The following is a 15,925-nucleotide window of genomic DNA, read 5'->3' on the forward strand; positions in this document are numbered from 1 at the left end:
ATTTTGGGACGTGTTCTTTCTAGAAAGAACACGTCCCAAAATCAACCCGCCCTGTCCCTTTTTACACGATTCTGTGGTACAATTATGTTATATGGTATCGGATTCCAGCAGTATTCCGATATGAATTTTTTGACGGGGGAACAATTTATGAGAAAAAGAATAATTGCCTTATTGTTGGCTACGGCAATGGCGGTTTCCGGACCTGAGACGGCCTATGCTTTGCAGGAGAATATGACATCTGGCATGGACAGCCAGGAATTGAGCGAAACACAGGAAGAGGAGGGGCTTGAGAAAGAGGCAGATACGCAGGCGTTTGCCTTTGACAATGGAACAATTACCGGGTATTTGGGGGAGGATTCTGATGTGGTGATCCCGGAGGAGATTGACGGAGTTTTGGTGACTGCTATCGGGAAGGAAGCGTTCAGGGATAATCAGAATATTACTTCTGTTTCTTTTCCTTCCAGTCTGGTAACAATCGGCCAAATGGCATTTTCCGACTGCCGGAATCTGTCCGGGGTGCTGGAGATTCCGGACAGTGTGGAAACCATTGGAGGCAGTGCTTTCTATAACTGTGTCGGCTTTGGAGCGCTGCAGTTGGGAAACGGGCTGAAAACAATAGAATCTTATGCATTTTACGGCTGTACCGGTTTTACAGGGGATCTGATATTACCCGACAGCGTTGTTTCTGTGGGCAGCAATGCTTTCTATGGTAATTCGGGTTTTGACGGTTCATTGAAGCTGTCCGGCTCAATGGCGGCAGTCAGTGCCTACTGTTTTGCAGAGTGTAAGAATCTGACAGGGAAACTGGAGATTCCCGACAGTGTAAAAACTGTAGGATATTATGCATTCCGGAATGCGGGGAAGCTGACCTCTGTGGAGCTGGGAGAAAATGTGACGGAATTAAATGAGGGTTCAGGCTATTATTCGTACTCTAGCTTCGAGGGATGCGATGGCGTGGCGGACATTACGTTCAGGGGAAGTAATCCCCCCGGCATTCGCAGCGTTACAGGAATGTTTCAGAATCTGAAAGGACTGGAATCTCTGACGGTACCCGCAGGAGCCTACCGGGATTATGCGCTGGCATACGGTGACTATCTCCAAAACGGCGTGAGATTACTGACGGAGAGCGAGGAAGAACAGCTGATTGAGGAAAATATTCTGATTTGCTATACGGGCAGTGCATCCCAGGTGGAGATACCTGAGGGAGTGACAGAAATCGGACCCGGTGCATTTCAGAACAACACCTCTCTGCAGAATGTTGCAATTCCCCAAAGCGTAGAGAAAATAGACAGGAATGCGTTCCGCGGGTGTGCGCAGCTGGAGAAGGTGGAATTTCCCATGACGAATCTGGAATTGGGGGAGTTTGCCTTTTACGGTTGCAGCAGTCTGTCTGGAATTCTGGAGCTTCCTGAAAATCTGACTTCCATCGGGGAAGGTGCATTTCAGGGATGTTCCGCACTGGAAGGAATTATCCTGCCGGAACAGTTGGCGGAAATTGGAGATAATGCTTTTTATTACTGTACCGGATTATCGGGGGAGCTAAGTGTGCCGCCCAGTGTCAGGAGTATCGGCAGCCAGGCCTTTTACAATTGCTCAAATCTCAGCAGGCTTATCCTGCAGGAAGGTTTGGAGTCAATAGGAGACTATGCATTCAGTCAGTGCAGCGGAATGAAGGGAGATTTGACGCTTCCGGATACCCTGACAGCTTTGGGAAGCAGTGCCTTTTCTTCCTGCTCGCAGCTTGAACGCTTAATATTGTCAGAAAACCTGACCCAGATTAAAGTAAATACTTTTTCTGACTGCAAGGGAATCAGCGGCGAGGTTGTCATTCCTGACAGCGTCGTGTCCGTTGGATATAATGCTTTCAGAGGATTGACTGGTGTGGAATGCTTTGTACTCGGCACTGGCTTACAGAAATTGAACGCGGACAGCGGATACTACTCGTACTCCAGTTTCAGCGGCTGCACAGGGGTGAAAACTTTGAAGTTCAGGGGAAGTACGCCCCCTTCTCTGGAAAAATATAAGGGTGCATTCAGAGAATTGTCTGCGCTTACTTCCGTGATTGTTCCTGTGGGAACCTACCAAGCCTACAGCAGTGCATACGGAGCGGACCTTCCGGACAATGCCCGGATCACGGAAGAAGGTTCTGAGGGGATGCTGATTCAGGACGGGATTGTAGTGGGATATACGGGACATGACACGCAGGTAGAGATACCTGAGGGAGTGACAGAGATTGGCACCGGAGCGTTCCAGAACAATACCGGTCTTCAAAAGGTGATACTCCCGTTGAGTATCCGAAAAATAGGAAATAATGCGTTCCGGGGCTGTATAAGTCTGTCTGAAATTAATTTTGATATGGACTCGGTGACAATAGGTGATTACGCATTTTACAACTGCGGAAAACTGACCGGGGAGCTGATTCTGCCTGACGGAACAGACTCCATCGGAAGCTATGCCTTTTATAAGTGTACCGGATTCACGGCGCTGAGGCTTCCGGCCGCACTGACGTCTATTGGCCCCCATGCTTTTAACAGCTGTACCGGTCTTCTGGGGCTTCTTACAATTCCGGGCAGTGTGGAAACGGTGGGGGACGGCGCCTTTGCCTATTGCAGCGGACTTTCCGGCCTGCGTCTGGAAGAGGGGATCCGAACAATAGGCAGGGAGGCCTTTTATAACTGCGCCGGCATGCAGGGGGCTCTGGAGCTGCCCGACAGTGTAACAAGCCTGGGAGGGAGTGCATTCTCATCCTGCAAAGGCTTTGAGAGTATCCGTCTGTCCCGGAATCTGGAGACTTTGCCTGCGCATACATTTTCTGAGTGCAGAGGGGTAAAAGGAGAGGTGGTAATCCCGGATAAGGTAACAGCCATAGGCTATTACGCATTTTATAATATGGAAGGTCTGACCCGTGCAGTGATAGGAGCTGGGGTAACAGCGCTGAACACAGACAGCGGCTATTACGGCTATGGGTCTTTTGAGGGCTGCAGCGCGCTGGAAAAAATTGTATTCAGAGGTTCTGTGCCTCCCGATTTAAAAAATTATAAGGGCAGTACATTCAGCAGTCTTCCTTCTCTGAAAGAGCTGGAAATTCCCCAGGGAACCTACGGGGCGTACGCCAAAGCTTACAGCCAGTACCTTCAGACCGGACAGAGAATGTATGAGGCCGGGCAGGATGGTTTTCTTACAGAGGGAAGTACTTTGATTGCTTACGCCGGAAATGAAACAGAGGTGAGGATTCCGGACGGAATTACGGAGATCGGCAGAGGAGCATTTCAGAACCATCCCGGAATAGAAAAGATCATCTTCCCTGACTCCGTGGAAAAAATAGGGCCTTATTCCTTCAGGGGCTGCACTGCCCTCCGGGAAGTTTTATGGGGACAGGGGATAAAGGAAATTGGGGACTATGCCTTTGGCAACTGCAGCAGCCTGGAACAGGAGCTGACTCTGCCGGATGGAGCAGCCAGTATTGGAGAGGGCGCTTTTTATTCCTGTGAGAAGCTCCAGGGGGCAGAACTGCCCAAGAGCCTGACCGTGATTGGAAAGCAGGCTTTCTACAACTGTACAGGCATGAAGGGAGAACTTCGTATTCCCGGAACCGTGTCTGAGGTAAAAGACAATGCATTTGCCTACTGCAAAGGCTTTACATCCCTCATCCTGGAGGACGGGATTCAGACCATCGGAGAGAGCTGCTTTTACTCCTGCAGCGGGATGAGGGGGACACTGACAATGCCTGACAGTATAAATTCTGTGGGAAACAGTGCTTTTTCAGGCTGCATTGGATTTGCCGGACTTCGGCTGTCTGAAGAATTAGAAAAGATTGCCCCTAATACATTCAGGGGATGTACGGGGCTTCAGGGAGAGGTTGTCATTCCGGACAAGGCATCATCTGTGGGATATTACGCCTTTTATGGCTGTAAAAACATTACGGATCTCACGGTAGGGGCGAATGTACAAAAGATGAATGAAATTACCGGCTATTACTACTACAGCAGTTTTGAGGGATGTTCCGCTCTGAAAGCCATTAGATTTAAAGGTTTGACACCTCCGGATCTCTGTAGATATACGAGTGTTTTTACAACTCTGCCCGCACTGGAAACGATTTATGTTCCGGCAGGCGCCTGGAAGGCGTACAGCGACAGCTATGGAGATTATCTGGGCGAACATACCAGAATCATGGAGGATGGTGCGGACGGTTTGGTGAAGAACGGTTCTGTAGTGATCGGATACACAGGAAACGAGGAAGAGGTTGAAGTTCCGGAGGGGATTACCGGAATCGCAAAAAATGCATTCCGAAACAACCGTACACTCAAACATATAACGCTTCCCCAGTCATTGACTTACATAGAAGAGAGCGCATTTCGCGGCTGCAGCGGGCTTACCGGGGAGATTAGATTCCCTGAGGGGCTGAACACCATAGGAAATTCTGCATTTTACGGCTGCCAGGGCCTGAACGGTCCTCTGATACTTCCGGACAGTACAGAAACCATAGGAAATTACGCATTTTACAATTGTTTGGGCTTTACTTCTCTGACGCTGGGAAGCCATGTGACTTTTGTGGGAGATCATGCCTTCTCCGGCTGTAAAGGACTTAAGGGCGGCCTTTGGATCCCGGACAGTGTGACTTATCTGGGGCAATACGCCTTTCATGAATGTACGGGCCTGGACGGGAGTCTGCATCTTTCGGAAAATATAAGTGAAATAAAGGAATATACAATTACTTCTACCAGCCTGCAGGGGGAGCTTATTATCCCTGACTCTGTCCGGGTAATCGGATATAACAGCTTTTACAATAACAGCAAATTTACAAGTATTACGGTTGGGAAAAATGTGGAATCAATGAATCAGAACTATTATTCTCCAAGCTTTAACTCCTGCTCCGGGGTCACAGCAGTTACGTTTTTGGGAACGGTTCCCCCGGATCTCAAAGGCTGCAGCGACACCTTCCGGACCATGAAAGCACTGAAGACGATCTACACCCCCAAAGAGGCTTTTGATGCCTATAAATCAGCCTACGGCTCCTATGTACCGGCCGGTGTGGAATTTTCATGGGATACCTTAAACCTGCCCCCGGGGAGTCTGAAGGCGGCCAATGTCTTCAGCAATACGGTGCACCTTACCTGGAACCGCTCCAACAGTGAACAGGTGGCAGGGTATTATATCTACCGGAATAACCAGGCGGAACCTGTAGGCGTGACAGAGGAGACCTGGTTTACTGACACAGGGTTTCTGGAAGATGCTTCTGTTACCTACTACGTGTGCGGATATACCACGGAGGGACAGACGACAAAGAGGGCGTCTGTCTCGGTGAGACCCAAACGGCCTTTGGTGGAACGCATTTATACCGCTCACATTCTAAATAAAGTAAGCCAGAATAAAAATATAATATATGCCAGAGTAAAGGACACAGGGAATCTTGGGAGTCTCGGCGGTAAAGCCACGGAAGGACAGTTTTACTACCTGAATGAGAAAGATGAGAAGGTCCCTGTGGGTGAGGTCCTGACAGCGCCTTATACTTCTGACGGGGAGACGGCTGTCTACCGTACCGAGTGGGATCTGGAATATCTGCCGGAAGGAATGTATACGGTTGGATTCGATCTCACGGATGTGGACGGCAGAACCGGAGCAATGACGCAGAGCATCTATTACGACGCTTCCGTGCCTGAAAAGATTACCAGCCTGACTGCAGTGGGTGATACGAACCGTATTGTTTTAAACTGGAGCATGGCCCATGAAGCGGATACCACCCGCTATCATATTTACCGGAGAACTCAGGACGAGTCTGCGTATACGCTGTACAAGAGAATTTACGATCGGGAGATCTTAACCTACACCGATGCCGCTGCCAGGGAGAATGTGAAGTACTATTACTATATTGTGGGCGTAAATGATATGGGGCAGGAGGGAGCGCCTTCTGAGCCTGCGTCTGCGGTTCCCCAGACAGACAAGGAACCGCCCCGCGTAGTAAAAATGCTCCCGTCCAACGGTAAAACCATTGGCGGCAGTGCGGAGCTTTATGTCCAGGCAGAAGATAATATTGCCGTGGTATTCACACAGATATATCTTTCACGGGACAAAGGGGCAACCTGGGAGCTTCTGAGTGAGAACAGAGGGCAGGACTGCAGATTCCAGATGGATACGTCAAAGTACGGGGATGGTCTGGTGCAGGTCAAAGGCATGGCGGAGGACGCCGCAGGCAATCGAAGCAGCGGGCTGATTTACACCTATAAGATTGACAATCAGGGGCCAAATCAGGTTACCGGTCTCTCCTGGGAGAGTACATCTTCCACAATTACTTTGCGGTGGAAGGATGTGGCAGATACCGATCTCAGCTTTTTCCGTGTGGAGCAGAAGCAGGAAAACGGTGAGTACACAGCTGTCAGAGACGAATCCAGAACTTTGGGAGTAAATCTTACAGGGCTACGCCCGGACCGTGTATATACGTATCGGATCGTGGCTTATGATCAGCTGGGAAACAGAGGGATACCGTCTCAGGATATTGCCGCCAAGACGAAGAAGGACACGGGGGCACCGGTGATTACGGATATCAGTCCTAAACCAGGCTATTACAGGGATAAGATACCGGTATCTGTGACAGCAGAGGATAATTCCGATGTGGCATCCATAGAAATCCAGATTTCTTCCGACCGGAGAAATTGGGAAAAGGTAAGCGAGACGGACTTTACAGGAAGCAATCCTGTGGAAACTGCAGCGTATGAACTGGATATTTCCAAGAGAGCGGAGGGGCCTCTGTATATCCGGGCTGTGGCGTCGGATCGCGCCGGAAATCAGGGGGATACTTCTTCTCAGGCTCCTTATGTGGAATACATCGCGGACCGGACAGCGCCTGGGGCTCCCCAGGGATTGACTGCTGTTTCAGGTACTGGCTATATAGAAGTAACCTGGGAAATGGGGGAGGAGCAGGATCTGGACGATTACCTGATTTATCGGGCTGTGGGAGACAGTGAGAAATATGAGCTTTTGGCAGAGTCCGTTTATACAGTAAATTATGTGGACAGAACGGCCGAAGACGGAGTTTCTTATTCTTACCGGATTCGGGCCCGGGATTATGCGGGAAATGTAAGTTTGCCTACAGAACCTGTGGGAGCCGGGGCGGGAGAGGACACTGTACCTCCCGAGATCCTGAGTATTTTCCCGGAGGACAATGGAGTGACAGGCCCTTCTGCATCCGAAGTGAGGGTGCTGGCCAGCGACAACCGGGCGTTGGATACGGTTACGGTCTTTTATCGGCTGAATGAGGAAACTGCATGGCGGACTCTGAAAAAAGAGACGGGTATTGACAGCTATTATAAACTTTTGAGTCAGAATCTTCCGGTGAAAAACCTGAACCATGGGGACAGGGTATACCTGAAGGCGGAGGCCAGAGATGTCCGGGGAAATACTGCGGAATCTGAGATTTATACCTATACCGTGGATAAGGAAGCTCCGGCAATGCCTGAAATCTCTGTATCAGCCGATCAGGAGGCAATAGCCTTATCCTGGACCGGGAATCAGGAGGCGGATCTGTCCGGCTACCGCATTTACCGGAGATGTCCGGGAGAGTCCTACCGGCTGACTGCACAGAGAAGCAAAAATGAGTCCGGGGACTACCAGTATCGGGATGAGGATGCTGAGAAAAACCGTACGTATCTTTATAAAGTGGAAGCTGTGGACCAATATGGAAATACATCCAGCAGAGAGACGGATAGTGTGTGGATTACAGCAGATCCTCAGGTACAGGCTGTGCTCACCTGTGAGCTGAACCAGGAAGCCGGTGTGGAGTATACGTATGATGCCAGCGGTTCCTGGGGGGATCTGGATATTAAGTCAATTGCGATTGATTTCGGTGACGGTACCGCAGAGACGGGGAATCATTTTGTCCATAAGTATACAGATACGGGTACGTATACAGTAACCCTTACAGTGACGGACACAGAAGGCAATACAGACAGCCTCGCCCGGACGATTGAGGTGACACAGCCTCAGCTTTTAGGCACTCTGAAGGTGAAAGCGGTGGATGCAGAGGGCAGCCCAATATCCGGCGCGCCGGTATACTTTAACCTGGACAGCAGCCAGAATACTGTGAAATATACCGGAACGGACGGCTGCGCTGTATTTTCAGCAGGAGCTGCCCGGTATGCGGTGGGTTCCTATATGGAAAATTATCTTCCGGTAAAGAAGAATGTAGTAGTCCGGGCCAATACCACTACGGAACTGACCCTGACAATGGTGAGAGAACCGATTGTCTCAGGCGGTTTTGAGGTCGACCGGATGACTCTCGATGAGATTGCGGCAGCAGGAATTGATGTGACAAAACCGGAGAATCAGCATGTGATGCAGATTACCATTCATCTTACATACGGAAAACAGCCGGCAGAGATGAAGGTTATCACCAACGGCAGCGATATCTATAAAGGCGGGACTGCCATTATCGATACGGATACCGGAACCCGGAAGGTTACTGCCACAGTAATTCCTGTAACCCAGGGAGGAGAAACAGGCCCGGGCAGTCAGTCTCAGGAGCATGTGATGGTAGCGCTGATGGATATTCCGGTGGAGGCATCCTGTCTCAAGGAATTCTTTGATGTCAAGCTCCATCTTTTGAACCATGCATCCGGGGAATTTAATCTTTCTTCTAATCAGGTGCATTTGCATGTGCCAGACGGTCTTACTGTGGTGGATGCCATGGAACACAGTCCGTCGGCGGACGTAGCATTTTCAGATTTTCCGGGGCAGACGGAGCGGACCATAAGCTGGGTGCTTCGGGGAGATAAGACAGGAGAGTACTCGGTTTCAGCAGATTACAGCGGTGTTCTGGACCTTTTCCAGGCGCCTGTTCAGGCCAGATTTGAGGCGGAGGATCCCATTCAGGTATATGGGATCTCAGGGCTGTCTATGACTGCCGAAATTAACCGGGATACAGAAGCGGGAGCTCTTTATTTTACTCTTGGACTGACCAATGAGGGGGAGGCGGATGTGAATCTTCCGTCTATAGATGTTATGGGTGAGGCTATAAAGAGTTATGAATATGGGGAGGAGGAATGGCAGGAAAGAGAGATCGGTGTAAAGGCATTGCACGCGTATGTAACCAACACACTGGGAGCCCGGCAGAATCTGGATGCAGATTACCAGGTACCTGTCCTTCGTGCAGGAGAGACTTACACAAAAAAATACGCAGCATACGGGGCAATCACCGGGGATGAGATCTTGTATCTGCAGAAGGCAGTGACGGAGACCATGAACGGCTTATCGATTCCTGTTAAGGTGATCGTAAGCGATATGAATCAGTATGATATCAGTGATTCCGATCAGAAGATTCAGGAACAGATGACGACGAAAAAGGATGCGCTGAACTATGTACTGGATATGGAAAATACCAATTATTACTACTATATTCAGGCGCTTGAGGATGACAAGGATTTCTGGAAAAAGCTTGGGGAGGCGTTTTACAGCTCCACCCAAGCTGTGCTAAAGCTGGATTTTTCCTACCTTACAACAGAGGAGCAGAGAAAGCTGGTGGACGCTTATATTCTTCAGCTGCTGGAGGATGAATCCTTCCAGGACGCGGTTGACTTAAGTGTTGACAAGAAGCTGATCGATCTTACAAAGAGTATGCTTGGACTTTTGAAGACAAATCTCCAAAGTCCGGGAGACATCACAGAAAAACTGGAATTGACGGATGGGGAGATGGAAGAGTCCCTGTCAAAGCTGGAACTGCTTATGGACGATGAAAAGAGTCTGCGGGTGCTGGCAAAGACACTGGGGATTGAAGGTGCGGACAGCTTTGCAGGTCGTCTGTCTGTTCTTATTGGAACATCGGCTACATCAAATATCATCCGATCTTATTTTGAAAAGAACGGTCTGGTGCCTCTCGCAGAGAGAGAAGCGCTTCTCGGACATCTCGGGGACACGGCCCAGGTAGTGGGACTGGTCAGCAGTGCGGCGGATGGGTGGAACTATTCCTGTGAATTTACAAACCTGCTGCTTCAGATTCATGCAAACAGGGAAGAAGCTGACTTTGTTCTGGATACCATTATTGAGACTCCGTATCTGAACGAGATTGTGGTGGACGAGGCAAAAATTTTGAAAGAAAAGTTGGGAAAGGAATTTGACGAGCGTGCAGAGCGGATGGAAGCTTTCTGCAAATCCTTTGTACCTGACGCGGCAATTACGGTGACGGAATATAAGCTGGTGAAATATATTAAAGATATTTACTCCTCCGGGACAACCGCTATGATGATTGTAGATATTATCAGGGCAGTTTACTCTGCTGCGGACTATCTGTTTGACTGGAGCTCGAAGGTGGAGAATCTTCAGAAGCTTCGGTTTACTGCCAGCCTGACGTACGCATTCCGGATGAAATATCTGGATGCCAGGAGGCAGGACAGCAATGGGGCGCTTAAGGCACTGAAATATCTGATTAAAATGCGGCTGATTGGAGAAAAGGCTTATGTAGAATCCATTCCCGGGGAACAGAGGGCATCCCTGCTGGAGGTCATCAGCCGGGAACAGCAGACTGCCTATGAGTCTCTGGAAGAGTACTACAGGCAAAAATCCACAGAAATTATAAGCAGCCGGGATCAGCTGTTTAATGCCTCCTACAAGGAACTGCACCTGGCGGAAGGCCCTGAGGTAACTTTGAATTATGCAGACTGCTGTACCGTCGAGAGTTTCGGTGAGGAATATGAGTATTCCTGGAATGGTGTAAACTGGAAGGATGGGGAAGGAGCTGTTATCCACTTTACTCCCCGGGAAGCAGGACAGGTGCTGTGGGTGAGAAGAAAAGCTTCCGGGGCAGAACTGGCAGGTAATATTACCAAGACTGCCATACCTGGAATTCCTTATCTTACCGGGGATATTGCCTGCTGCCGAAAGGATGGATACTATCTGTTTGAAAACCTCCCTGAGGGGGCGTATGAGTATCTGCTTCTGGATGCGGCTGCAGAGCCTGACTGGTCAGCAGCCGGGGAATTCACATATCAGGCGGGAGAACGTCTGAAGACGGAGGAGACGGGGAAATATATCGTACTGAGGAGACTGGGAAGCAATGACGGATCGTATCTGACTTCTTATGGAAAGCAGATCGCGATCACGTATCCGGTAACCATTCAGGTACAGGCAGCAGCGGGCGGCACTGTATCCGGGGGCGGGGCGTATCTGCCCGGTGAGGCGGCTGTACTCAGGGCACAACCAGACTACGGATATGAATTTGCCGGGTGGTATAAAGATAATACTTTAGTTGCCGAAACGCCGGAATATCACTTGTATGTACAGGAGGAAGGGACTTATGAGGCCAGATTTTTGGAGAAAGAGAAGGGAAGGGTTGTAGTTTCAGGCAGTCCCTCCAATGGAGGACAGCTTACCGGAGGCGGTATGTATCCGGCAGGAGAAGAGGTTACTATACAGGCAAGACCGGCAGAGGGATGGCGGTTCCTGGGCTGGTACCAGGGGGACACCTGTGTCACCAGCGCCGGATCCTATATTACTGTGTGCAGGGAAGGAGAGGAACATTATACGGCCAGATTTGAGCGAATCCCCGGGAAGAATGTTAGGATCTACAGCAAGTACCCATTTACCATTAATGGGAATGTACTGTCGGAAGAGGAATATAAGGACGGCGTATATTCAAAAACGTGGGAGGCCGGTCAGAAGCTCCGGCTCTGCGCTGCGGACGAAAATGGGAGTTTTGCTTACTGGGCTTACGGCAGCGGGCAGATTCTGAGCCGGAAAGCTGAGTGTACGATTACAATGGCTGAATCTGTTGACTTGTATGCAGTATATGCGGATCAAAACAATGATAAATCTACAGTAGTATTCCTGAATTTCTATGGGCAGGTGGTTGCAAACCATGAGTATACGGTCAGAAGCAATATCCTGTTTCCATCAGGTCCATCCCGCCTTGGGTATGTATTTGCGGGATGGGATAAGACAGAAGAGGTGATCCGGCAGGAGATTGCAGGTGGAAAGGGATTGATAGAAGTAAAACCTCTGTATGAAGAAAAAGAGGCGGTATGGAATATGTTGCTGGAGAATGGTGAGATTGTGTACGCTTCACAGAAGCCTGCGGCAGAAGGAAAATATCCGGAGGGGACACATTTGACTGTGAAAGCAAATCCCCCGGAAGCAGGAATGAAATTTGCCTGTTGGACTGACAGAAGCGGGAATGTTATCAGTTACCGGGAAACCTATACCTTTATCTTGACTGGAGATACTGCGTTAAATCCTGTCTACGCCGAAACGGGGACAGAGACAGAAGCAGGTCTGGTGCTGGCAGTAACAGATACGAATACCTTCCTGGAGGACAATGTCAGAAAGATGTCTTTTACCATTGCCAGGGAATTGCCGGAGGATAAAAAGATTCTGTCCCACGGAGTTCTTTACACCACCGATCCGGCTCTTGCCTCCGACAAAGAAATGATCAGAGGCAGCAGTGCCATGGAGAGGGAAATACCCGTGGAAGGAAATTCCGGGATTTACCGGCTTGTCATTAATAATATAGAACCGGAGAAAGTGTATTACTGCAGAAGCTATCTGGTATATCAGAAGGAAGACGGAACAGAAAAAGTGGTTTACAGCAGGATCGCTTCCAATATTTATATAGAAGAAAAGCCTGTTCTGCGGATTACAGAAATCGGAAGTTATGAGGAAGACGGAGTGCGAAAGCTGTCCTTTACCTCCTCCCGCAGTGTGCCTGAGGACTGCCGGCTGCTGGAGTTTGGCTTCTTATATACTATTCAGGGCGAAGAAGCCTTCGAAAAAAAGATGACCCTGGAGAATAAGAAACTCAAAAAATATCAGGCTGCTTTCACCAGCCCGGACGGTATCTTTATCTTCTCACTGAGAAATGCCAGGGAAGGGGTGAGGTGCTATGCCAGAGCCTATCTGGTCTACCGGGATCGGGACGGAAACCAGCATACGCAATACAGCAATATTGCCCAGAACGTTTACCTGAAGTAAAATGGGACAGGGCAGATTGAATTTGGGACAGGCTGATCTGATTTGGGGACGTGTACTTTCTAGAAAGTACACGTCCCCAAATTGCGTCCAAAATTGCCAAATTACGGGAAATATATGTTATAATAAAACATAGTATGATTGTTTGAGGTGGCGGCTATGACCATAGAAGAACTGAAGAGATTTGAGTCCAACAAAAGCAGATTTGAAGAGATGTATCAGTGTGACAGGAATGATATTGTCCCGTTTATAGGTGCCGGTGTGTCTAAGGGATGCGGGTTTTACACCTGGAATGAGCTTATCAGAAGGGTAGCAGACAATTATCTCTCGGAGGATGAATTCGAAGCATTATCTGCCAGATTTGATAATATGGAATTGGTCGACGAGCTCATCGCTCTTGTGAATGGAAATGTCACCGCAGTAAAGAAGAGAATTGCGGATTTAATTATAAATTGTGAGTTCCATCAGACAAATGTTGTCAAAAGTTTGGTGTCAGGGTTTTCTAAATGTTTGATTACTACAAACTATGACAGGGTTCTGGAGGAAGCGCTTGCCCTTCAGGGGGAAAGGGCTCCGGTGATTCTGCCGGTTATGGCAGATCAGACTGCGGGAGCCCTCCAGGATAAGAGGGGTTGTATACTGAAGGTGCATGGAACTGTAGAGGAACTATCGAGTATGATCCTGGCCAGAGAGGATTATGTGAAGGCGTATGGTACGGAGGGGACGCTGGATGTATCCAGGCCGGTACCGCTGGCACTCCAGCTTTTATTTTCCGGAAAGAGGATTTTATTTGCAGGCTGCAGCCTGGAGAAGGATCGAACCTTAGAGGTTTTAAGCAGGGTGATACATCAGAATCACCATATCAATCACTATGCGGTTCTTCCCTGCCCAAATGATGCAAGGGAGAAGAATGCATTAAATATCAGGCTGGATGCTTTAGGGATTCTTCCGGTTTTCTACCCGGAGGGGCGGCATGAGTGTCTCGAGATAATACTGGAAGATCTTATAAGAAACAGCAAAACCAGCAGGACGCTGGTCAAGAAGACCGGTGGAAAAAGATGGAGCAGAAGTCTGGTGCAGGCTCAGAAGGAGATGGAGGCTAATCAGGTGATTCTTCCCTGGATGCGCAGCAGCGCCGGATTCCGTGCGGTGTTTCCGGAATTATTTATTCCACCCAGGATACAGGGGATAAAGTCAAGAACACGGCTTTTTGCAGAACATCTTGTGAAGGAGTTTGGAGAACGCAATCTGGTGATTACCGGAAATGCCGGGGGCGGAAAAACCACACTTTTGAAGTATGTATTCTTATTTGAGAATCCGGAGGATGAGATTCTTTATCTTCACGCATCGGCTCTGGGAAAAAATGAGTGCTCCGAATATGAGGAGGGAGTAATCGGGTACCTATTGGGAAGAAGGAGGACGAAAACTCATAAGCTGATTCTCCTGGATGGTATTGATGAGGAATTTCTGGATAAACCGGAAGAACTATACAGACTCCTAGAACAGATTGGAAAGAACAGACAGATCCACGTCTGGCTTGGCTGGAGAAAAGATCACTACAGCAGCTGTGAAAATGAAACTATCAATCGCTTTTTCTATGAGACAGCAGAGATCCTGGATTGGACCCAGGATATGGCCAGAGATTATATACATAATTACTGCAGGAAGCTTGGACTGAAGGGAGTGGCAGAGAGGGCAGAAGAACTGATGACATCAGGAGATGAAGTCAGGGAATTAATGCGTTCCCCCTTTCATGTGGCGCTAATGCTTTATCTGATAGAGGCTGAGAAGGAACAGCCGCCTGGAACGCAGTGCTCTGGTATCAAAAGCTTGTATGAATTATATGAAACCTTCTTTGTCTGCTGGTGGAAAAAGGAAAAAAGCAGAGGAACCACCAGAGGCAGTCTGGACGAAATCAGGACATATTTATGGAAGGCGGCAGAGGCTACCTATTATGGAGGCACATGCCTGCTGGAAAATGAGGATTCGGCGGCGGAAGGACTGCTGTACATAGATAATGTGGGGAGTTCGTCAGAAAAAAAGATAGTGCGGGGATTTTATCACAGAAGCTTTTGCTCCTTCTTTCGGGCAAACATGATTCTGGATGCCATGGAGAAAGAAAAAGGATTTTTGGCGGAGGCATTGTCAAAGCCCCTGCGCAACGATATCACGGATTTCGTACGAAGCGGAATCGGTGATATCCACGACAGGAAAAAGCTGGAGAGGATTCAGCATACACTTATGAATCTGTATATAGAACTTGTGGAACCGGGAGAGACAGACCTTACAGAAGATTTGAAAGAGGAGATACGCAAATTGGATGAGGACGATGCCTTTTATCTTAAAAACGAACTAGTATATTTAATTACACGATATCCCAGAACCTCTGTAAAGGTAAACGAGTTTGTACAGATGGTGGCACAGATAGAAGAGGATCCCTATATGAGGCTGGACATTGCTTACGGGGCAGTGCTTACAGGCCCTTATGAGCTGGCGCTGGAATATGCCAAAAGGCTGAAGCCCGGAACAGAGGAGGATTTCGTAAATCGTTCCTGGACAGTGGCTTACTTTGGGGATGTACAGGCTGTACCCTACCACTACAGGGACACGGAACAGGCGCCGTGGACAAAGGCCAGGGAAGCAAGGATAAAACGTCTGCAGTCCCGGAAAGAAAAAGCCATGCGGTTCCGGATACTGGATCTGCCGCTGCTGTACTGCTTTTATGCAAGCAGGGACTGGAAGGATGCAACGCTGCAGGATTATGAGACCATCAGACAGACTGAGATAGAGGGCAATTATTTTACAGAAGAAGAAAAACAGTTTTTGAAAGAACAGAAGGAGAAGCTGCTGGCAGCTTTTGAAGAGAAAATAGAAATAAGATAAAAAGGGACAGGGCAGTTTGAAAATGGGACACCCCTACCCCTAAAGGGGGACGTGTTCCTTCTAAAAAGAACACGTCCCCTTTTTACCAAAATCA

2 protein-coding genes are annotated in these 15,925 nt (G+C 48.8%); both read left to right on the forward strand.

Annotation, left to right across the window (positions count from 1 at the left end):
• The first annotated feature begins 147 nt into the window (after nt 1-147).
• A complete protein-coding gene (locus GKG41_RS15240; protein WP_173015618.1) occupies nt 148-12,951 on the forward strand; it encodes a leucine-rich repeat protein in 12,804 nt (4,267 codons plus the stop codon).
• A gap of 156 nt (nt 12,952-13,107) precedes the next feature.
• Nucleotides 13,108-15,831, forward strand: coding sequence for an SIR2 family protein (locus GKG41_RS15245; RefSeq protein WP_154260154.1), 2,724 nt, complete (start codon nt 13,108-13,110; stop codon nt 15,829-15,831).
• Nucleotides 15,832-15,925: the final 94 nt, after the last annotated feature.

This window comes from Lactonifactor sp. BIOML-A5, assembly GCF_009677585.1.
Classification (GTDB): Bacteria; Bacillota; Clostridia; order Lachnospirales; family Lachnospiraceae; genus Lactonifactor.